This is a genomic window from Streptomyces sp. NPDC002057 (assembly GCF_040296665.1).
Taxonomy (GTDB): domain Bacteria; phylum Actinomycetota; class Actinomycetes; order Streptomycetales; family Streptomycetaceae; genus Streptomyces.
Genome location: NZ_JBEOXR010000039.1, coordinates 51748 through 73079, shown reverse-complemented (window position 1 = coordinate 73079; position 21332 = coordinate 51748). Strand labels below are relative to the sequence as shown.

18 protein-coding genes and 1 pseudogene are annotated in these 21332 nt (G+C 71.7%); 15 read left to right on the top strand and 4 right to left on the bottom strand.

Annotated elements, in window-relative coordinates:
• Window positions 1-51: 51 nt before the first annotated feature.
• Window positions 52-1230 carry a cytochrome P450 family protein gene (locus ABT129_RS26395; protein WP_351906414.1) on the top strand — a complete coding sequence of 393 codons (1179 nt, stop codon included), beginning with the start codon at window positions 52-54 and terminating at the stop codon, window positions 1228-1230.
• Between the two features lie 28 nt (window positions 1231-1258).
• Here the strand turns inward: ABT129_RS26395 and ABT129_RS26390 are convergent, their stop codons facing one another.
• On the bottom strand, window positions 1259-2260 hold the full coding sequence (locus ABT129_RS26390) for a Gfo/Idh/MocA family protein (RefSeq protein WP_351906411.1): 1002 nt from the start codon (window positions 2258-2260) through the stop codon (window positions 1259-1261).
• A 139-nt stretch (window positions 2261-2399) separates the two neighbouring features.
• Between ABT129_RS26390 and ABT129_RS26385 the strand changes: the two genes are divergently transcribed.
• The 6 genes from ABT129_RS26385 to ABT129_RS26360 all read left to right on the top strand — a co-directional run bounded on the left by ABT129_RS26385 (window position 2400) and on the right by ABT129_RS26360 (window position 7917).
• A complete protein-coding gene (locus tag ABT129_RS26385) occupies window positions 2400-3119 on the top strand; it encodes a GntR family transcriptional regulator (protein WP_351906449.1) in 720 nt (239 codons plus the stop codon).
• 121 nt (window positions 3120-3240) lie between these two features.
• On the top strand, window positions 3241-4260 hold the full coding sequence (locus ABT129_RS26380; RefSeq protein WP_351906408.1) for a sugar ABC transporter substrate-binding protein: 1020 nt from the start codon (window positions 3241-3243) through the stop codon (window positions 4258-4260).
• A complete protein-coding gene (locus tag ABT129_RS26375; RefSeq protein ID WP_351906405.1) occupies window positions 4257-5318 on the top strand; it encodes an ABC transporter permease in 1062 nt (353 codons plus the stop codon). The genes ABT129_RS26380 and ABT129_RS26375 overlap by 4 nt, the downstream gene beginning before the upstream one ends.
• Window positions 5315-6109: an ATP-binding cassette domain-containing protein gene (locus ABT129_RS26370; protein ID WP_351906402.1), complete on the top strand. Its 795-nt coding sequence runs from the start codon at window positions 5315-5317 to the stop codon at window positions 6107-6109. Before ABT129_RS26375 ends, ABT129_RS26370 begins: the two co-directional genes overlap by 4 nt.
• 57 nt (window positions 6110-6166) lie before the next feature.
• Window positions 6167-7342 carry an ROK family glucokinase gene (locus ABT129_RS26365; RefSeq protein ID WP_351906399.1) on the top strand — a complete coding sequence of 392 codons (1176 nt, stop codon included), beginning with the start codon at window positions 6167-6169 and terminating at the stop codon, window positions 7340-7342.
• Window positions 7339-7917, top strand: coding sequence for a hypothetical protein (locus ABT129_RS26360; protein ID WP_351906396.1), 579 nt, complete (start codon window positions 7339-7341; stop codon window positions 7915-7917). The genes ABT129_RS26365 and ABT129_RS26360 overlap by 4 nt, the downstream gene beginning before the upstream one ends.
• 24 nt (window positions 7918-7941) lie before the next feature.
• On the opposite strand, the gene ABT129_RS26355 is transcribed toward ABT129_RS26360, so the two are convergent.
• Complete coding sequence (locus ABT129_RS26355) at window positions 7942-8382, bottom strand: MarR family winged helix-turn-helix transcriptional regulator (RefSeq protein ID WP_351906393.1); 441 nt, start codon at window positions 8380-8382, stop codon at window positions 7942-7944.
• Window positions 8383-8571: 189 nt separating this feature from the next.
• Here ABT129_RS26355 and ABT129_RS26350 point away from each other — a divergent pair, with 189 nt between their 5' ends.
• The 8 genes and pseudogenes from ABT129_RS26350 to ABT129_RS26315 all read left to right on the top strand — a co-directional run bounded on the left by ABT129_RS26350 (window position 8572) and on the right by ABT129_RS26315 (window position 15939).
• Window positions 8572-10080, top strand: coding sequence for an MFS transporter (locus ABT129_RS26350; RefSeq protein ID WP_351906390.1), 1509 nt, complete (start codon window positions 8572-8574; stop codon window positions 10078-10080).
• 168 nt (window positions 10081-10248) lie between these two features.
• The gene (locus ABT129_RS26345; RefSeq protein ID WP_351906387.1) at window positions 10249-10680 is read left to right on the top strand and encodes an NfeD family protein; all 432 of its coding nucleotides are present in this window, start codon (window positions 10249-10251) and stop codon (window positions 10678-10680) included.
• Between the two features lie 3 nt (window positions 10681-10683).
• Window positions 10684-11742 (top strand): SPFH domain-containing protein, encoded by a 1059-nt coding sequence (locus ABT129_RS26340; protein WP_351906384.1) that lies wholly within the window; start codon window positions 10684-10686, stop codon window positions 11740-11742.
• A gap of 385 nt (window positions 11743-12127) precedes the next feature.
• Complete coding sequence (locus ABT129_RS26335) at window positions 12128-12466, top strand: MerR family transcriptional regulator (protein ID WP_351906381.1); 339 nt, start codon at window positions 12128-12130, stop codon at window positions 12464-12466.
• Window positions 12467-12716: 250 nt separating this feature from the next.
• Window positions 12717-12920: a cold-shock protein gene (locus ABT129_RS26330; protein ID WP_351906378.1), complete on the top strand. Its 204-nt coding sequence runs from the start codon at window positions 12717-12719 to the stop codon at window positions 12918-12920.
• A gap of 731 nt (window positions 12921-13651) precedes the next feature.
• Window positions 13652-15166 carry a DEAD/DEAH box helicase gene (locus tag ABT129_RS26325; RefSeq protein WP_351906375.1) on the top strand — a complete coding sequence of 505 codons (1515 nt, stop codon included), beginning with the start codon at window positions 13652-13654 and terminating at the stop codon, window positions 15164-15166.
• 98 nt (window positions 15167-15264) lie between these two features.
• Window positions 15265-15549: pseudogene (locus ABT129_RS26320) on the top strand (CBS domain-containing protein); the annotation flags it as partial.
• Between the two features lie 75 nt (window positions 15550-15624).
• Entirely contained in the window at window positions 15625-15939 is a 315-nt protein-coding gene (locus tag ABT129_RS26315) for an SCO5918 family protein (protein ID WP_351906372.1), read from the top strand.
• Between the two features lie 121 nt (window positions 15940-16060).
• Here the strand turns inward: ABT129_RS26315 and ABT129_RS26310 are convergent, their stop codons facing one another.
• Complete coding sequence (locus ABT129_RS26310; RefSeq protein WP_351906369.1) at window positions 16061-16438, bottom strand: DUF6193 family natural product biosynthesis protein; 378 nt, start codon at window positions 16436-16438, stop codon at window positions 16061-16063.
• Window positions 16438-21315: an RHS repeat-associated core domain-containing protein gene (locus ABT129_RS26305; protein WP_351906366.1), complete on the bottom strand. Its 4878-nt coding sequence runs from the start codon at window positions 21313-21315 to the stop codon at window positions 16438-16440. The genes ABT129_RS26310 and ABT129_RS26305 overlap by 1 nt, the downstream gene beginning before the upstream one ends.
• Window positions 21316-21332 lie beyond the last annotated feature (17 nt).

Here is a 21332-nt window from a genome sequence, read left to right as displayed (position 1 = left end):
GACGACCGTCACCACCAGGGCCCGGCCGGGCCGGTCGGATAGCCTGACCCGATGTCCGTCATCGAACTGGGGGAGTACGGCGCGGACTTCACCGCGAACCCGTACCCCTTCTACGCGAAGCTCCGTGAGAACGGTTCCGTCCACGAGGTGCGGATGCCCGACGGCTTCCGGTTCTGGCTGGTCGTCGGCCACGAGGAGGGGCGCGCGGCACTCGCCGACCCCCGGCTCGCGAAGTCCCCCTCCGTCATCGGCGTACGGCCGCCGGAGGAGGACGTCATCGGCGTCCACCTCCTCTCGGCGGACGCCCCCGACCACACCAGGCTGCGCCGGCTCGTCACGGGAGAGTTCACCGGCCGCCGGGTGGAGAGCCTGCGCCCGCGCGTCGAGCGGCTCACGGCGGAGCTCGCCGACGCGATGGAACCGGCCGGCCGGGCCGACCTCGTCGACGCCTTCGCGTACCCGCTGCCGATCATCGTCATCTGCGAGCTCCTCGGAGTACCCGCCGCGGACCGGGACACCTTCCGCGGCTGGTCGAACGAGCTCGTCACGCCCACCGGCGAGGAGAGCATGGCGCGGGCCATGCGGGACTTCGCCGACTACCTCGACGCACTCGTCGAGGACAAGCGGGCCGCGGGACCCGCCGAGGACCTGCTCTCCGGCCTGATCGCGGCCCGCGCCGAGGACGGGGACCGGCTGTCCGGACCCGAACTCCGCGCCATGGCCTACCTGCTGCTCATCGCGGGCCACGAGACCACCGTCAACCTGATCGCCAACACCGTACGGAACCTCCTCGCCCATCCCGGGCAGCTCGCCGCCCTGCGCGCCGACCCGGGCCTCCTCGACGGGACGATCGAGGAGTCGCTGAGGTACGACGGACCGGTCGAGACCAGCACCTTCCGCTTCAGCCGGGAGGCCGTCGCCCTCGGCGGCACCGAGATCCCGGCCGGGAGCCACGTGCTCGTCGGCATCGGGGCGCTCGACCGCGACCCGGCCCGCTTCCCCGACCCCGACCGCTTCGACATCCGCCGGGACACCCGGGGCCATCTCGCCTTCGGCCACGGCATCCACTACTGCCTGGGCGCCCCGCTCGCCCGCCTGGAGGCCCGGATCGCGCTCCGGACGCTCCTCGACCGCTTCCCCCGCCTGGAACTCGACCCCGACGAGCCCCCCTGGGAGTGGATCCCGGGCCTTCTCCTGCGCGGAGTCCGGCACCTCCCGGTGCGGTGGTGACCCGAGGGCTCCGTCCCCGGCAGCTCTGTCAGAGAACGCCGTCCGCCACCCGCACCGGACGCCGCTCCCGGCGCGAGCGCTCGCACGCGTCGGCGATCCGGAGCGCCGCGAGGGCCTCGCGGCCGTCGCAGGGGTTCGCGGCCTCACCGCGCACCAGGCGGACGAAGGCGTCGAGCTCCGCCTCGTACGCGGGGCCGAACCGCTCCAGGAACCCGGACCAGGGCTTTCCCGGCGCGGGCGGGCCCTGCGGTTCCACCGAGGCGAGCGGGGTGCGGTCGTCGAGGCCCACCGCGATCTGGTCCAGGTCGCCCGCCAGCTCCATGCGGACGTCGTACCCGGCGCCGTTGCAGCGGGTCGCGGTCGCCGTGACGAGCGTGCCGTCGTCCAGGGTGAGGAGCGCGGCGGCCGTGGACACGTCCCCGGCCTCCCGGAACATCGCGGGGCCCGCGTCCGAGCCCGTCGCGTACACCTCCACGACCTCCCGCCCGGTCACCCACCGCACGATGTCGAAGTCGTGCACCAGACAGTCCCGGAAGAGACCGCCGGAGAGCGGCAGGTACGCGGCCGGCGGCGGCTCCGGATCGGAGGTCGCCGCCCGTACGGTGTGCAGCCGGCCGAGCCGCCCCGACCGCACCGCCTCGCGCGCCGCCCCGTACCCCGGGTCGAAGCGCCGCATGAAGCCGAGCTGCAGTTCGGTCCCCGCCTCCGTCACCGCCGCGAGCGCGGCGGTCGTGCCCGGCAGGTCCAGGGCGATCGGCTTCTCGCAGAAGGCCGGAAGACCGGCGCCCGCCGCGCGGGCGATCAGCTCGGCGTGCGCGGCCGTCGCCGAGGCGATCACCACCGCGTCCAGGGCGTGGTCGAACAGCGCCGCCACGTCCGGCGCGGCCTCCGCCCCGAGCGCCCCCGCGACCCCGGCCGCCCGGCCGGCGTCCGCGTCCGCCACGACCAGCGCCCCGACCTCCGGGTGGCGGGCCAGCACCCCCGCGTGGAAGCTCCCGATCCGTCCCGTACCGATGAGTCCGATGCGCATGGCCCCACCGTGGAGGCCCCCGTCCCCGGTGTCAAGGATTTGTCAGGACAACCGGACGTCACGACTTCCCGTCATCCACGCACCGGGCTACGCTCCCCCCGTGTCCAAGCAGTCCGGCTCCCCCCTGCCCCCGCTCTCCGTGGACCGCACCAGCCCGGTCCCGCTCTACTTCCAGCTGGCCCAGCAGCTGGAGAGCGCCGTGGAGAACGGGACGCTGACCCCGGGCACCCTCCTCGGCAACGAGATCGACCTCGCCACCCGGCTCGGTCTCTCCCGCCCCACCGTCCGCCAGGCCATCCAGACCCTCGTCGACAAGGGCCTCCTGGTCCGCCGCCGGGGCGTCGGCACCCAGGTCGTGCACAGCACCGTCCGCCGCCCGCTGGAGCTCAGCAGCCTCTACGACGACCTGGACGCCGCCGGACAACTCCCCGCCACCCGCGTCCTGGTCAACCGGACCGAACCCGCCACCGGCCCGGTCGCGGCCGCCCTGCGCGTACCCGAGGGCAGCGAGGTCCACTACCTCGAACGGCTCCGCACCGCGCACGGCGAGCCCATGGCGTACCTGCGCAACCACCTGCCCGCCGGACTCGTCGACCCGGACACCGCGGCCCTGGAGACCACCGGCCTCTACCGGCTGCTCCGCACCGCCGCGCTCACCCTGCACAGCGCCCGCCAGGCCGTCGGCGCCCGCGCCGCCACCGCCGAGGAGGCCGCCCTGCTCGACGAACCGGAGGGCGCCCCGCTCCTGACGATGGAGCGCGTCACCCTCGACGACACCGGCCGCGCCGTCGAGTACGGCTCCCACCTCTACCGGGCCACCCGCTACTCCTTCGAGTTCCAGCTGATGGTCCGTCCGTAACCGGGGCACACCGGCGGAGCGGCCGGACACCGGCCCCCCGGCGAGCGCCACGACCCGCATGACCGATACTGCAATGCACGACTGCAATGCACGCAAAGGACACAAAGGAGGGCACGGCCTCGTGACCAGGCTTCGGACAGGAGGGGTACGCGCCGCTGTCGGCGCCGTGCTCGCGCTCGCGCTCACCGCGGCGCTCGCCGGGTGCAGCAGCACCGGCGGGAAGCGGGCGGAGGACGCCCGCAAGGCCGCCGAGGCCCAGGGCAGGGCGGCCGTCGACACCCCCCGCTGGACCGTCGCGATGGTGACCCACTCGGGTGACGGCGACACCTTCTGGGACATCGTCCAGAAGGGCGCCAAGCAGGCCGCCGCCAAGGACAACATCAACTTCCTCTACGCCCACAGCGACGAGGCCCAGCAGCAGGCGCAGCTGATCGACTCGTACGTCGCCAAGGGCGTCGACGGTCTGATCGTCACGCTCGCGAAGCCCGACGCCATGAAGGCCGCCGTCGAGAAGGCCGTCAAGGCGGGCATCCCGGTGATCACCGTGAACTCGGGCGCCGCCCAGTCCAAGGCGTACGGGGCGCTCACCCACATCGGCCAGGACGAGACCGTCGCCGGCGAGGCCGTCGGCGAGGAGCTCGACAAGCGGGGCAAGAAGAAGGCGCTCTGCGTCCTGCACGAGCAGGGCAACATCGGCCACGAGCAGCGCTGCGCGGGCACCAGGAAGACCTTCGGCGGCGAGCTGGTCAACCTCTACGTCGACGGCACCAACATGCCCGACGTGAAGGCGTCCATCGAGGCCAAGCTCCAGTCCGACAAGGACGTGGACGCCGTCGTCACCCTCGGCGCCCCCTTCGCCGACGCCGCCGTCCAGGCCGCGAAGAGCGCCGGGAGCAAGGCCGAGATCGACACCTTCGACCTCAACGCCAAGGTCGCGACCGCCCTCCAGGCCGGCACCCTCGGCTTCGCCGTCGACCAGCAGCCCTACCTCCAGGGGTACGAGGCCGTCGACCTGATCTGGCTCTACCGCTACAACGCCAACGTCCTCGGCGGCGGCAGGCCCGTCCTCACCGGCCCCCAGATCATCACCAAGGACGACGCCGCGAAGCTCGTCGAGTACGCGGAGCGTGGCACCCGATGAGTTCCACCGCGCCGGCGTCCGGGCCGTCCGGCATCGACCACGTCGACGAGCGGCTGCTGCGCACCACCCCGCTGAAGAAGCTCCTCGCCCGCCCCGAGCTCGGCTCGGTCGTCGGCGCGATCGCCGTCTTCGTCTTCTTCGCGGTGGTCGCCGACAGCTTCCTGAAGGCCTCCAGCCTCGGGACCGTGCTCTACGCGGCCTCCACCATCGGCATCATGGCGGTCCCCGTCGCGCTCCTGATGATCGGCGGCGAGTTCGACCTGTCCGCCGGTGTCATGGTCACCAGCTCGGCCCTGATCTCGTCGATGTTCAGCTACCAGATGACGGCCAACGTCTGGGTAGGCGTCGGCGTCTCGCTGCTGGTCACCCTGGCGATCGGCGTCTTCAACGGCTTCATGCTGACCCGCACCAAACTGCCCAGCTTCATCATCACGCTCGGCACCTTCCTCATGCTGACCGGCCTGAACCTGGGCCTCACCAAGTTGATCAGCGGCACCGTCTCCACCAAGACCATCGCCGACATGGAGGGCTTCTCCTCCGCCCGCAAGCTCTTCGCCTCGCAGCTGACCATCGGCGGCGTCGAGTTCAAGGTCACCATCCTGTGGTGGTTCGGCCTCGTCGCGCTCGCCACCTGGATCCTGCTCCGGACCCGCTTCGGCAACTGGATCTTCGCGGTCGGCGGCGGCTCCGACGCGGCCCGCGCGGTCGGCGTCCCCGTCTACCGGACGAAGATCGGCCTCTACATGGGCGTGGCGTTCTGCGCCTGGATCTCCGGCCAGCACCTGCTCTTCTCCTTCGACGTCGTCCAGTCGGGCGAAGGCGTCGGCAACGAGCTCATCTACATCATCGCGGCCGTCATCGGCGGCTGTCTGATCACCGGCGGATACGGCTCCGCCATCGGCTCGGCCGTCGGCGCCCTCATCTTCGGCATGACCAGCAAGGGCATCGTGTACGCCGAGTGGAACCCGGACTGGTTCAAGTTCTTCCTGGGAGCGATGCTCCTCCTGGCGACCCTGCTGAACGCCTGGATCCGCAAGCGCGTGGAGGCCACCAAGTGACGAACGGGACCACGCCGCTGGTCGAGCTCGACGACGTCAGCAAGTACTACGGCAACATCCGCGCCCTCGAAGGGGTCTCCCTGGAGGTCCGCTCCGGCGAGATCTCCTGCGTCCTCGGCGACAACGGCGCCGGCAAGTCCACCCTCATCAAGATCGTCGCCGGTCTGCACCAGCACGACGCCGGCACCTTCCGCATCGAGGGCGAGGAGGTCACCCTCGCCAACCCGCGCGACGCCCTCGACCGGGGCATCGCCACCGTCTACCAGGACCTCGCCGTGGTCCCGCTCATGCCGGTCTGGCGGAACTTCTTCCTGGGCTCCGAGCCGACCAGGGGCTCCGGCCCCTTCAAGCGGCTCGACGTCGGCCTGATGCGGTCGACCACCCGCGAGGCGCTGCTCCGCATGGGGATCGACCTGCGCGACGTCGACCAGCCGATCGGCACCCTCTCCGGCGGCGAGCGGCAGTGCGTGGCCATCGCCCGCGCCGTCCACTTCGGCGCCAAGGTCCTCGTCCTCGACGAGCCGACCGCCGCGCTCGGCGTCAAGCAGTCCGGCGTCGTCCTGAAGTACGTGGCCGCCGCCCGCGACCAGGGCCTCGGCGTGGTCCTCATCACCCACAACCCGCACCACGCCTACCTCGTCGGCGACCGGTTCGTCCTCCTCAAGCGCGGCGTGATGGCCGGCAGCCACACCAAGGGCTCCATCACGCTCGACGAGTTGACCCGGCAGATGGCCGGCGGCACGGAGCTGGAGGACCTCCGCCACGAACTGGAGCGGCCCTCCGCGACGTGACCGCGCCCTCCCCGATGTGACGGCCCCTTCACACCCCACCTGGCAGAATCGGAGCCGATGAGTACCTACCGTGATCTCGCGCACCGGGGCTCCGCCCGAGGCACCGTGCTGCGGACCGTCGGCACCCGGGAGCGGCGCTCCCACCTGACGGCGCCCCGCGTGCCGACCGTCGGCATCGACATCGGCGGTACGAAGGTGATGGCCGGTGTCGTCGACGCCGACGGCAACATCCTGGAGAAGCTCCGCACGGAGACCCCGGACAAGTCCAAGAGCCCCAAGGTCGTCGAGGACACCATCGTCGAACTGGTCCTGGACCTCTCCGACCGGCACGACGTGCACGCCGTCGGCATCGGCGCGGCCGGCTGGGTCGACGCCGAGCGCGCCACGGTGCTCTTCGCCCCGCACCTCGCCTGGCGCAACGAGCCCCTCCGCGACGCCCTCCAGGGCCGCCTCGCCGTCCCCGTCATGGTCGACAACGACGCGAACACCGCCGCCTGGGCCGAGTGGCGCTTCGGCGCCGGTCGCGGCGAGGACCACCTCGTCATGATCACCCTCGGTACGGGCATCGGCGGCGCCATCCTGGAGGGCGGCCAGGTCAAGCGCGGCAAGTACGGGGTGGCCGGCGAGTTCGGCCACATGCAGGTCGTCCCCGGCGGACACCGCTGCCCCTGCGGCAACCGCGGCTGCTGGGAGCAGTACAGCTCGGGCAACGCCCTGGTCCGCGAGGCCCGCGAGCTGGCCGCCGCCGACTCCCCGGTGGCGTACAACATCATCGAGCGGGTCAAGGGCAACGTCCCCGAGATCACCGGACCGCTCATCACCGAGCTCGCCCGTGAGGGCGACGCCATGTGCGTCGAGCTGCTCCAGGACATCGGCCAGTGGCTCGGCGTCGGCATCGCCAATCTCGCCGCCGCCCTCGACCCCTCCTGCTTCGTCATCGGCGGCGGCGTCTCGGCCGCCGACGACCTCCTCATCGGCCCCGCGCGGGACGCCTTCCGCCGCCATCTCACCGGCCGCGGCTACCGCCCCGAGGCCCGCATCACCCGCGCCCAGCTCGGCCCCGAGGCCGGGATGGTCGGCGCCGCCGACCTCGCCCGGCTCGTCGCCCGCCGCTTCCGCCGCGCCAACCGGCGCCGGGTGGAGCGGTACGAACGGTACGAGCGCTACGCCCAGGCCCTGCGCAGCGGGACCTCGGGCCGGGCCCCCCGTACCCCCGAGGACCCTCCTTCATGACCGTGCCCCACCAGACCACCCCTCCGCGCACCCCGCAGGACAAGCTGCCCGAGGACCGGCGGCACATGATCCGCCGCCGCTGGCTGACGGCCGTCATCATCGTGCTGCTCGTGGGCATCCCGGCCGGGTACCTCGTCATCTCCGCGGGGCAGAGCCGTGACAGCGGGCGCGACAAGGAGCGCGAGTCCTCGGCGGCCGGTCTCCAGGACAACTGGCCGTCGCTGATGAAGCGCCGGGTCTTCGAGGTCCCGGTCCCGGGCGGGGCCTGGGACGTGGCCTACTACGAGACCAGCAACTGGAAGACGAGCCGGCTGTACGTGCAGTTCACGACGACCGCCACCGGCCTCGACACCTTCCTCGCCGAGTCCGGCACCGGCCGGGCCGCCCTCGCGCCGGGCCGGGTCACCGTCGGCGAACGCGACGCCGAGATCGCCGGCTGGACCTTCGTGGAGGGCATGAACTGGGTGGGCACCACGGTGAGGCGCGAGGCGCCGCGCCCGACGACGGACCTCACCGTCGACCTCACCGACCCCGCCTTCCCCCGGGTGTACGCGGTCTCGACGACGAGCCCCTGACACCGACGGCCGGCGGGTCGCCGGTCAGGCGTTCTTCTCCATGCCCGGGCGCAGCCGGGCGAGCAGGCCGTAGAGAGCCGCGCTCTCGTCCGCGTCGAGCGTGTCGAGCGCTCCGCTGGTGGCCTGCATCTCCTCGCGGACGCGGCGGATGACCTCGCGGCCCTCGTCGGTGGCCGCGACGTTCTTGACGCGCCGGTCGGCGGGGGAGGGCTCGCGGCGGACCAGGGAGCGGGCTTCGAGGCGGTCGACGATGCCGGTGACGTTGGACGCGTCGCACACCAGCAGGGTGGCGAGGGCGCGCATGGGCAGCGGACCGTCGAGCTGGGCGAGGACCTTGGCCTGGGTGGAGGTCAGACCGTGGTGGGCGGCGGCGGCCGCGAAGTCGCGCCACTGGGCCGTGCCGATGGCGGCGAGGAGCTCCAGGAGCTGGAGCTTGGTGGGGGTCTCGGGGGTCGTCGCGCTCATGGTTCGAGCCTACTGAGAACACTTGACATTATCAATTGTTTACTTGGCATTACTTGACCCTCTCAACTATCGAGGCCTACCTTCGTCGAAGTACTTGATGACATCAAACATCGACGGCCTGAAGCTCTGGCGCTCCGGCGTTCCCCGGGAAGCCCCGACGCCTCAGGCACGGAAAAGGCCTCCCCTGCCATGAGTCACACCCCCGCGCCGCCCACCGCCGACCCCCGGCGCGAGACGCGCATCGTCTTCGCCCTGAGCCTCGCGGCCATGGTCGTCTCGATGATGCAGACCCTGCCGGTCCCGATCCTCGGCCTCATCCGCGCCGACCTCGGCACCTCGACCGCCGACGTCAGCTGGGTGACCACCGCGACGCTGCTCTCCGCCGCCGTCTTCACCCCGCTCCTCGGCCGCTTCGGCGACCAGCACGGCAAGAAGCCCACGCTCGTCGCCGTGCTCGGCGTCATGGTCGCCGGTTCCGTCGTCGCCGCCCTCGCGACCTCGCTGCCCCTGCTGATCCTGGGCCGCGTCCTCCAGGGCGCCGCCACCGCGATCTTCCCGCTGGCCCTGTCCGTCCTACGCGAAGAGGTCCGTCCGCAGAAGCTGCCCGGCGCGATGTCCCTGGTCAGCGGCACCCTCGCCTTCGGCAGCGGCCTCGCGCTCGTCGCCACCGGCCTGCTCACCTCCGGCTCCGACGCCGACTACCGCAGCGCCTTCTGGATGGCGACCGGCTTCGCCGCGCTCGCCCTGCTCGCCGTCGTCCTCCTCGTCCCCGCGACCCGCCACAAGACCGGCGGCCGCACCGACCTCCTCGGCGCGCTCACCCTCGGCCTCGCGCTGCTGCTGCTCCTGCTGCCCATCTCGCAGGGCCACGAATGGGGCTGGACCTCCGCCCGCACGCTCGGCGCCTTCGCCGGCGCGGCCGTCATGACCGTCGTCTGGGTCCTCGTCGAACGCAAGGTCCGCGAACCCCTCGTCGACATGAGGATGTTCGTCCACCGCCCCGTGCTCATGGCCAACCTGGCCGGCGTCCTCGTCGGCTTCGGCATGTTCGCGAACTTCCTGGGCGTCTCCTACCTCGTCCAGATGCCCGAGGCCCTCACCGGCTACGGCTTCGACGCGTCGATCCTGCGCGCCTCCGTCCAGTTCCTGCTGCCCGGCGCGATCGTCTCCCTCCTCGCCTCCCCGATCGGCGGCCAGCTGGTCCGGCACCGCGGCCCCCGTACAGCCCTCGCCCTCGCCGCCGGCCTCGGTGCCGTCGGCTTCGCCTGGCTCGGCCTCGACCACGGCCACACCGCCTCGGTGATCGGCGCCGGAGTCGTGGTCGGAGCGGCTGTCAGCTTCGGATACGCGGCCATGCCGGCCGTCATCATGGCGAGCGTCCCGCACCACCAGAGCGGCATCGCCAACGGCATCAACTCCATCTCCCGCTCCACCGGCAGCGCGATCGGCAGCGCGGTCGTCACCACGATCCTGGCCTCTCGGACCCTCGACCACCTTCCCGCCGGAGCCCCGCCGCTCCCCGCCGAATCCGGCTTCACCCTCACCTTCTGGATCGGGGCCACGGCCTTCGCCCTGGTCGCGGCCATAGCGGGGCTCGGTCTCCGGGGCGCGCAGGCACCCCGTACGGCCCCGGCACCGGCACCGGCCACCCCCGGGCCCGCCGTCGCGGTGGTGCCCGAGAAGGCTCCGGTGGCCTAGGAGGCGCCGTGGCGATCGGGCCCCGCCCGATCGCCCGGGTCCGTCTCCCGGGTGGGCGGCCGGCCGCCCACCCTCAAGACCGTAATTCCGGAGAAGCCCTAGAATTACGATATGGGGCGAATTCGTCGCCCGAACCACCTCCGCCGCCGAACCGGCCAGGAGGACGCAATGGATCCATGGCTGATCTGGTTGAGCGTCGCAGGGCTACTGGCGATAGCCGAACTGCTCACCCTCACCGCCGCGCTGGGCATGCTGAGCGCGGCCGCGCTGGTCACCGCGGGGTTCGCCGCGGCCGGCCTTCCGACGCCCCTACAGTTCCTGGTGTTCACCGTCGTCGCCGTGGTCAGCGTGGTCTTCGTACGCCCCCTCGCGGTGCGCCACCTGCTCAAGCCCCAGGCCGAGCGGTTCGGCGTGGACGCGCTGGTCGGCAGGGCCGCGTACGTCGTCTCGGAGGTCTCGGGCCTGGGCGGCAGGGTCCGCATCGGCGGCGAGGAATGGACGGCCCGCGCCTATGACGAGACGCTGGTGATCCCTCCGGGAACGACGGTCGAGGTCATGGAGATCAGCGGCGCCACCGCCCTCGTCTACCCCCGGGAGTGAGCCATGGAATTCTCGGCGCTGCTCATCGCCGGCCTGATCGTCGCGCTCATCGCCGTCTTCACCGTGATGCGGGCGGTACGCATCGTGCCCCAGGCGCGCGCCCGCAACGTCGAGCGCCTCGGCCGCTACCGCCGCACCCTGAGGCCGGGTCTCAACCTCGTCATCCCGTACGTCGACCGGGTCTATCCGGTGATCGACCTGCGCGAACAGGTCGTGTCGTTCAAGCCGCAACCGGTCATCACCGAGGACAACCTGGTCGTCGAGATCGACACCGTCCTGTACTTCCAGGTCACGGACCCACGGGCGGCCGCCTACGAGATCGCCGACTTCCTCCAGGGCGTCGAACAGCTCACCGTCACCACCCTGCGCAACGTCGTGGGCTCCATGGACCTGGAGAAGACCCTCACCTCGCGCGACACCATCAACAACCAGCTCCGGGGCGTACTGGACGAGGCCACCGGCAAGTGGGGGCTGAGGGTCAACCGCGTGGAGATCAAGGCCATCGACCCTCCGCAGTCCATCAAGGACGCGATGGAGAAGCAGATGCGCGCCGAGCGCGACAAGCGGGCGGCGATCCTGGGGGCCGAAGGACAGCGGCAGTCGCAGATCCTCACCGCCGAGGGCGACAAGCAGTCCGCCGTCCTGCGGGCGGAGGGCAACCGCACCGCCGAGATCCTCAAGGCCGAGGGCCAGTCCCGGGCCATCGACGAGGTGTTCCAGGCCGTGCACCGCAACGACCCCGACCCCAAGCTCCTCGCCTACCAGTACATGCAGATGCTGCCGCAGCTCGCCCAGGGCGCGGGCAGCACCTTCTGGGTGATCCCCAGCGAGGTCACCTCCGCCCTCGAAGGCGTGTCGCGCGCCTTCGGCGAGGTCCTGCCCCAGTCGCCGGCCACCCGTGAGACGTCCTCGGAGGACCGGGCGGCCGCCCAGGCCGCCGACGACGCGGCGCAGGCCGCGGAAGCCGCCGCGGAGGCCCTCGCCGACGCGGCCGACGCCGACGCCGGTGTCCGCCCCCTCGCCGACGGCCTGCGGGAGTCGACGGCCGCCGACGAGGGGTAGCCGACGGCCGTTACCTCACCCTTCGACACGCGAAAACCTGTCATGACCGTCGTAGACATTCGTCGGCGGCGTCACTATGGTTTTTCTCGTAGCCCAGAGAAGTAACAAGGTCCGGCGGGGACGAACCGCCGGCCGGGAGTACGCGCAGTGCGGTGCGGCGGTGGAGTGTCGAAGCCAGGGATCTCGCAGGACGGCGACGGGACTGACGGCCGGACCGGGTGGCCCGCGGTGATCAGGGGCCGCCATGAGGGGTACCGCCGCTGACGCAGCGAGCGGTCCGCGCCTTCGGCCGGTTCGACACCGGCGGAGGGTGGAGCAGTTTTTCGGGGTCCTGGTGCCGTACCGGCACCAGGACCCCTCTCCGCGTTTCACAGAAGAGGTGCAAATGACAGCGGACGACCCGTACGGCCGTCTCGACGACGACGACTACCCCGCGTACACGATGGGCCGGGCGGCCGACATGCTCGGCACCACCCAGGGCTTCCTCCGGGCCATCGGCGAGGCCCGCCTGATCACCCCGCTGCGCTCGGAGGGCGGTCACCGCCGCTACTCCCGCTACCAGTTGCGCATCGCCGCCCGCGCCCGCGAACTCGTCGACCAGGGCACGCCGATCGAGGCCGCCTGTCGCATCATCGTCCTGGAGGACCAGCTCGAAGAGGCCCAGCGCATCAACGCCGAGTACCGCCGCGCCGCCGACACGGCCGGCCCGCAGACCGGGGACTGAGAAGGTGCACGCCCGCCGGATACCGGCAGATCGGGCGCGCACAACTCGGACGTGTGGCGCGTAAGGTCGTTTCCTCTGGTGACAGCGTGTGCGGACGTGTAGCGTCTGGGTCAGCTGTCGTGGTTCGGAAGTTCCCCTTGCTCACGCCTTCGGTGTGGGCGTTTTGCTGTGCTGTGCCGCAGGGACCAGGGCGATCACCTCCGTCTTCCGCATGGTGTGGAAGGCGTTCATCGACTGGAAGGCATGAGACATGGCTACGGGAACTGTGAAGTGGTTCAACGCGGAAAAGGGCTTCGGCTTCATCGCCCAGGACGGTGGCGGCCCGGACGTCTTCGCCCACTACTCGGCGATCAACTCGACCGGCTTCCGTGAGCTCCAGGAGGGCCAGACCGTGACGTTCGACGTCACCCAGGGTCAGAAGGGCCCCCAGGCGGAGAACATCACCCCCGCCTGATCCTCTCCCGACCCCGCCCGCCGAACCGCGGGCTCCGCGGAGGCGCGGGCGGGATCCGAGGTGTACGTGACCGGGGTCGCGCGGCAACAGCCGCGCGGCCCCGATCCGCGTCCGGACCCGCGGGCCGTACTCCCGCGACCCCCGCGCCGCCGGCGGGCCGTACTCCCGCATCCCGCGTTCCCGGCGGGCCGGTATCTACGACGGCGAACAGAGGATTCACCACGCGGCGCGGGGAGGCTTCCCGCCCCGGAGCGCGAGGGTTCTCCCCCCGGGGAGCAGCGCGGAGTTATGGAACGCACACGGGTCGAAGCGGCGTGCTACTGTCGACCTCAGTAGTAGTCGTGGCTCCCATACTTCAAGCGCCTTTGTCGGCGATGTCAGCCACTGGAAACGTTCTTTCAGCTCCGACGGTCATTCCCGTCGGACCATTGCCACGGTATTCGGTTTCCAGAAGAGCCCGACGGCCGAGAGCATCGTTCCCGTCCGACACCGACGCGTATTTCGTAGCTGGGGCCCGCATCCCTCGGGGTGCGGGCCCCAGCTGCAGGTATTCTCCCGACCGGTTCATCCACGGGGAATCACCGGCATCCCTTTCATCGCCTGCACTCGCACAGAGTCGACCGCAGGTCAGTTTCCATTTCGCATTCCATTCGGCCCGTTCCGGTGATTCCCTGCGCTGCTCTTCCGCTGCGGGAATTCCTCGATGCGTGCCGTATCGAGGAAGGTTCTGAATGAACCCCACACGCACGAACGGCCGTTCTTCCCGCTCCCGTCGCCGCACCGGCGGCCACACGTACGACTCCGCCGCGGGTTCGGCCCGGAGCGGCCGCTCCGGTTCGTCCGCGCCGAGTCGCTCGGGAGGTCCGAGCCGGTCGGGCGGCTCCGGCCGGCGACCCGCCGCCGTACAGGGCGAGTTCGCCCTGCCGAAGACGATCACTCCGGCGCTGCCCGCCGTCGAGGCGTTCGCCGACCTCGACATGTCCAGGGAACTCCTGGCCGCGCTCACCGCGCAGGGCGTGTCGGTCCCCTTCCCCATCCAGGGCGCGACGCTGCCGAACTCCCTGGCGGGCCGCGACGTCCTGGGCCGCGGCCGCACCGGCTCCGGCAAGACCCTCGCCTTCGGCCTGGCCCTGCTGGCCCGCACCGCAGGACAGCTCGCCGAGCCCCGTCAGCCGCTGGCGCTGGTCCTGGTCCCCACCCGGGAACTCGCCCAGCAGGTCACCGACGCGCTCACGCCGTACGCCCGCGCCGTGAAGCTGCGCCTGGCCACCGTCGTCGGCGGGATGCCGATCGGCCGGCAGGCGAACGCGCTGCGGAGCGGCGTCGAGGTCGTCGTGGCCACCCCCGGCCGTCTCAAGGACCTCATCGACCGCGGCGACTGCCGGCTGAACCAGGTCGGCATCACCGTCCTGGACGAGGCCGACCAGATGGCCGACATGGGCTTCATGCCCCAGGTCACCGCGCTCCTGAACCAGGTCCGCCCCGAGGGTCAGCGCATGCTGTTCTCCGCGACCCTGGACCGCAACGTCGACCTCCTGGTCCGCCGCTACCTCACCGACCCCGTCGTCCACTCCGTGGACCCCTCGCAGGGCGCGGTCACCACCATGGAGCACCACGTCCTGCACGTGCACGGTGCCGACAAGCAGCGGCTGACGACGGAGATCGCGGCGCGCGACGGCCGCGTGATCATGTTCCTGGACACCAAGCACGCGGTGGACCGTCTCACCGAGGACCTCCTCAACTGCGGTGTCCGGGCCGCCGCCCTGCACGGCGGGAAGTCGCAGCCGCAGCGCACCCGCACCCTCGCCCGGTTCAAGACCGGGCACGTCACCGTCCTGGTCGCGACGAACGTCGCCGCCCGCGGCATCCACGTCGACAACCTCGACCTCGTCGTCAACGTGGACCCGCCGACCGACCACAAGGACTACCTCCACCGCGGCGGCCGTACCGCGCGGGCCGGCGAGTCCGGCAGCGTCGTCACGCTGGTCACCGCCAACCAGCGCCGCGACATGACCCGCCTCATGGCGGCCGCCGGCATCGTGCCCCGGACCACCCAGGTCCGCTCCGGCGAGGAGGCGCTCGCCCGGATCACCGGCGCGCGGACCCCCTCCGGCATTCCGGTGACGATCACCGCACCCGCCGCCGAGCGGCGCCAGCGCGGCACGACCTCGCGCGGCCGGCGCGGCACCGCTTCGGCCGCCCGGCGCGCGGGCGGACGCCGCCCGGCCACCGACGCGGCGGCCTGATCGGTACGCGGTCCCGTACGGCCCGAGCCGTACGGGACCGGCGGCGGCCCGAGCCGTACGAGATCAGGAAGCCGACCCATCTCCGCAGGAGGCACGACGTGACCCCGGTCCAGACACAGCCCCGCTCCCCGCAGGCCATCCCCGTGCACGGGACGGTGGCCGACGCCGTGGACCCGGCCGGACCGCAGGTCTGCGACGACATGACCGTCGAGGTGGCCCTGTCCGTCATGGCCGGAGCCCGGACCGGGCAGCTGCTCGTCCGCGACATCGACGGCCTGTGCACCGGGCTGGTCACGCTGGCCCGGCTCACCGCCGTCCGCGCCGGATCCGCCTACACGGACCGGCTCCGGCTGCGCGACATCCTCGGTGACCCGGGGCCGTTCCCACCGTTCGCCGGTCCCGCCCGCTGAACCGCCCCACGGCGGCAGAACCCTTCCCTTCTCTCCCTGTGAGGCATCATGCGCTGTGTCATCGCCCGCTTCCCGTTCGACCTCACCAAGAGTGGTGTCCTGGAGGCCATGCAGGGCGTCAAGCCCGAGGAGGTCGTCGGCGAGTCCGTGATCATCGGCCGCCGCACCTACCCCGTCATGCAGGTCGGCCAGATCATCACGCGCCAGGACCGCCGCGACTTCAGCGCCGGTGAAGTCGTCCGTGCGATGGCCAAGCTCGGCTTCACCTGCCGGAGCCTTCCTCCCCAGGCCGCCGCCCCCGCCCGCGCCGTCGACCCGCTCCAGCACGCCTCGGCGATGCTCGGCGCTCCGCCGGTCGTCTGAGAGCCGGGCCCGAGCGCCCCTGACCGCCGCGCCCCGCGGAACCGGCGGGGCGCGGCGGTCAGGCCGTCCGCCGGCCCCGTCCCTCAGGGCGAGGGAGCGGCGCGGGCGTTCCCGGGGTCCGTCACAGGTCGTCCGGGGTGCCGTCGACGGCGGGTCCGCAGCCGGCGGGCAGGTTGGCCACGACGAGTTCCACGGCCTCCTCCACGGTGTCCGGTTCGCCGATCACGCTCTGGTCGGAGTGCCGGAACACGTGGAACCCGCCGGGACGGGGAAAGAGGGTGGGGACGTCATGGGTCCACGGGTACTGGGTGCACCGGCTGAAGTACAGGGCTCCGTGGCTGACCATGGGGAACAACTCCCGCAGTGCGGGGTGCGCGTGGGCCGCGCGCGGCATCGCGGGGTCGATGCGCCTCTCGCTCATGGCCAGGACTTTCCGCCACTCCGCGGCCACGGTCTCCGACGCCTCACGCGGGGGTTCGCTGTTCATCTGCTCCACCATCACTTGTTCTTCTTCACGGCTACGTGCGGGTCGATCTCGGGGATGTCGGGCTTCGGGACGTCGACCCGCTTGTACGCGCCGTCCGTCTCCTCGTCGCGGGTGTACCAGTGGATGTCGTCCCACGACCGCCCGTCCGGGTCCGGCTCGTTGTAGATGTTGAGCTCTCCCTCGTATACGACCACGTTCCGCGCGACCACGCTCATCTCCCAGGCGGTCCCGTTTCCGTACACGGGCCGGTTCCCGTCGGCGGTCGTGAACGGGGAACCCTGCTGGACCGCTGTCCGGAAGGCGTCGACGATGTCGGCCGGCGTGCTCCAGTTGCCGCGCTCTCCCTTGCTGTTCAGCATTCCGTCGAGGGTGACCGACAGCGTGGTGTTCTTGTCCGCGACGGAGTTCATGACGTTGGACATCCACACCGGCACTCCGTCCACGACGTCTCCGTACGGGGGTCCGTTGTAGGTGTGGGCCCCGGGGTCCGGGTTGTCCTTGCGGCCGCGCAGGTGGTCGACGAGGGCTTCGCTGTGGTCCTCGATTCCCAGCACCACACTGTGCGGGTGCTCGCCCTTCCTGCGGTGCGGGCACCCCGTCTCCACCTCCTCCCTCGCCAGCCCCATCGGGTCGATCCAGCGCGTCGGGTTCTCCACGTACGCCACCGAGTTCGGCGCCGGCGCGAGGCCCAGGGGGTCCGGGGAGATGTAGCGACCCGAGGCGGGGTCGTAGTGGCGATAGCGGTTGTAGTGGAGCTGGGACTCGGCGTCGAAGTACTGGCCGGGGAAGCGCAGCGGGGTGAACGCCGTCGCGTCCCGGTTCCAGGAGGTGGTGCCCCAGAGAGCGGAGCGGCCGCGCCAGGCGACGGCGCCCGACTCGTCGACGAGTTCGCTGGGGGTACCGACCAGGTCCGTGACGATCGCGAAGAAGCGGCGGTCGACCTCCTCGTCGCCGAGCAACCTGCGCTCCAGCTGGGAGACGGGCGTGAGGCCGTCGTGGTCCCAGGTGAGGACGACCCGGTCCGCCGTGCCCGGTGTGCGGGTCGACTGTTCGCAGAGCACGTCGCCGTCCCAGGTGAACAGCGTCTCCTCGACGACGGTGACCCCGTCGTCCGCGAGGCGCCGCTTGGCCACGCGGCGGCCCAGCGCGTCGTACCGGTACCGCCAGCGGACGCCGTCGGGGGTGGTGACGGCCACCAGCCGGTCCTCGGCGTCCCAGTCGTAGCGCCAGGTGTCCGGCTTGCGGGAGAGGCGGGTCTTCTGCCGCAGCACGACCCGGCCCTGCGCGTCGTGCGTGTAGCGGATCGCCCCGGCACGGCCGATGCGGGTGCCCGCGTACTCGCGGGCGCCCACGGCCGTGCCGGCGCCGGGCCAGGAGGCGTGCGTCTGGTTGCCGGCCTCGTCGTAGGCGTACCTCTCGGTCCACCGCTCGGCCGTGACGCCGGTGACCCGTCCCTCTCCGGTCAGCTCGAACCGCCGCGGGCCGGCCAGACGGTCGTCGACGGCGGTGAGGTGACCGTCCGGGCGGTAGGTGTACGCGCGCTGCTGGACGGTCCGGTCCCCGGCGGCGCGAACGTGCTGGCCGGTGACGCGGCCCATGGCGTCGTAGGCGTGGTCGATGGTGAGAGCGGCTCCGACGCGGCGGGTGATCTCCCGGCCGGACGCGCCGAACTCGAAGTCGATCGGGTGTCCCGAGGCGTCGAGGCGGGCGGAGGAGTCGCCCGTGTACGTCCAGGAGCTGACGGCCCCGGACGGCGTGGTGCGAAGGACGCGGCGGCCCGCCCCGTCGTACGCGCGGGTCAGCGTCCGGCCGTCGACCGCCTCCTGGAGCACCCGGCCCGCGAGGTCACGCACGTACGTCAGCTCGGTGTCGGGGCCGCTCGCACCGGCCAGGTGGCCCCGGGCGTCGTAGGAGAAGCGCGTCACCGCCCCGTCGGAGTCCTTCAGGAGGAGCCGTCCGTCGGCGTCCCGCTCGTAACGGACCGTCTGTCCCGTCCCGTTGGTCCGCGAGGCGAGCCGTCCCAGGGCGTCGTGCGTGTACGTGAGGGTGCGTCCGTCGAAGTCCGTCTCGGCGGTGAGCAGCCCGGTCCGGTCGTAGCTGTAGGACCAGGTGAGCCCCTGCGGGTTCGTGACGCGGGTGACCCGGAGCTCGGTGTCGTGCGCGAACTCGTGGCGTGCCCCGTCCGGTGTCGTCCGGGCGGTGACCAGGTCGAAGTGGGTGTACTCGAAGCGGGTCTCGCCGCCCATGGCGTCGGTGTGCAGGACGCAGTTGCCCTCGCCGTCGTACGCCCAGGACCGGGTGGAGCCGTCGGGGTCGGTCCGTCGGGCGAGCCGGCCCTCGACGGTCCACTCCAGTTCCGTGCTGCCGCCGTCGGCATCGGTGATCCGCACGGGCCGGCCGAAGGCGTCGCGGACGAAACGGGTGACGCCGCCGTGCTGGCCGCGCACCGCGAGCGGGAGCCCCGCCGCGTCGTTCTCCACCCGGTCCACGGCGCCGAGTGAGTCGTCGACCCCGGTGAGGCGGCCCCGGGCGTCATGGGTGAGCCGGGTCGTGGTGCCGTCGGGGCGGGTGAAGAGGACCGGGTTGCCGTCCTCGTCGTACTCCTGCCGGGACACCGAACCGTCCGGGCCGGTGACGACCGTGATCTGGTTCAGGTCGTTGTACCGGATGACGCCCGAGCCGCCGTCCGGGTGCACGACGCCGGTGAGGTTGCCGCGGTCGTCGTAGGCGTACGTGGTGGTGCGCCCGGCCGGGTCGGTGCGCGACCGCAGCCGGTCGTGGCGGTCCCACGTCTGGCTGACCGTGCCGCCCAGCGGGTCCGTCACGGACAGGACCTGGAGGCGGCTGTTGAGGACGTAGAGCTTCGACGCGCCGGTGGAGTCCGTGAAGCGGGTGATCCGGTCGCCGGTCGTGGGATGGACGTCGTACGCGAACGTCGACGACAGGTAGCCGTCCGGGCCGATGGTGCGGTCCACCCTGCCCTGGGCGTCGTACACGTACCGGAAGGTGGAGCCCTTGCGGTCGGTCCACGAGGTGACGCGACCGTCCGGGTCGTAGGTGAACCGCATCGGCAGGTCGGAGGAGTTGACGACCTCGGTGAGGCGGCCCAGCTCGTCGTAGCCGTAGCGCATCACGGTCCGAGGACCGTCGGGCGTGCGGAGGGCGAGCTCGCGCAGCCTGCCGTCCCCGGACATGAGCGTGGCCAGGTAGCCGCCTGAGTGGGACACGGCGGTGGGGGTGCCGTCGCCCCGCCGGCTGATGGTGATCCGGTTGCGGGTGCGGTCCTCGATCGCGGTCAGCCAGTACGCGGGGGACGCGTAGTAGGGGCTTCCCGTGAAGGTGCGGGTCACACCGCTGCGCGGATCCGTGACGACGTACGTGTGCTCCGCGTCCTCCTGGCCGCCGTGGCGGAGCGTCAGCCGGGGACCCTCCACCGGAAGGACCGTGTCCGTGGAGCCCGGCTCGGGGAGCGCGGGGAACCAGAGGACCGATCCGTCCTCGCGGGCCCAGAACGCGCCCCTGTCCGAGGCGTCGAGCTCCAGCCGCTCGTCGAGGGTGGAGGCCCAGCCGGGGCCGAACCAGTGGCCGTAGCGGTAGGTCGACAGGTGGGTGCGCCGCAGGACCATCGGCAGGGCGCCGGCCAGGGAGAGATCGACCTGCTCCAGCGTCATCTCGCCCGACGCGATGTCGACGGGGTCGCCCTCGCAGGTGCGGTCACCCATCTCGACGCTCCTGCCCCGAGGGTCGGACGCGCTGTTCTTCAGGGGGTCCGGCCCGGAGCGCCCGTCGGCGCGGGACCCCTTGCCGTTCGACCCGTTGCCCGCGCCGTCCTTGCTCCCGCGATCGTCGTCGTCCTTGCGCTCGCGGGCGAGGCGTGCGCGGGTGTCGTCGTCGTTGCTCCTGTGGTCCCTGGATATCTGCTTCACGGCCTTGGGCAGGGTCTCACCGATGTGGTCGCCCATGGTCCTGGCGGACTTCACGAGGGCGCCCATGGCCTTCTCGATGACGGGATCGAGGGCGTCGGCGATGTCGTCGCGGCCCTTGTTGCGGCCCTGCGCCGTCTTCGCCCTGGTCAGCTTGCCGGCGGTCTTGCCGTGGATGCCGACGCTGACGCCGTTGAGCTTCGTGCCGGCGTTGTCGTGCTCCTCGTGTTCGATGTGGAAGCCCTTGCCCCCGGGGGCCGCGCCGCCACCGCCATCGCTGCCGCCTCCGGCGGAGGCGAGGTTCAGGCCCTCCTTGGCGCCCTGCACACCCTCGCCGAAGCCGTCCTTTCCGGCCTGCTCGGTCTGGTCGAGGTCCACACCGTTCTGGACGCCCAGGGCGTCCATGCTCACCTGGACCACCAGGTCCGCCGCCATGTTCTCCAGCGCCGCCACGGCGGGCTCGGTCATCACTCCGACGATGTGGCCGACGGCCTCCTCCATCGCGCCCGTGATCAGCTTGAGCAGCTGCTTCTTCGTGAACGCGATCGCTCCGGCGCCGAGCAGGGCGGACAGGCCGCCGGTCACCGGGATCAGTGCCATGGCGAGCCCGGTCTGCCCGGCGAGGATCCCGAGCTCGGCGACGGCCTTCCACTTCATGGCCGCGATCGCGTCCGCCGCCATGTCGAGCGCGCCCGCGATCGTGCGGGCGGCGGACACCATGTCCTTGAGGTGCTTGCCCTTGACCTTGCCCCAGTGCTCGTTGAGCGCGTCCATGGCCTCGCCGTGACCCGACGACAGCAGGCGCTCCACGTGGTTGTTGGCGAGCTGGCCGTCGTCGGCGAGGTCGTCCGCGAACTCCCGCAGCGCGTCCGCCATCTCCCGGTAGGCGTCCTCGTCGACGTTGGGCCAGTTCACCCCCACCAGATCCAGCAATGTGTCGGCCCAGTCCGGCACCGTGACAGCCATGAGAATCCCCCGTACGA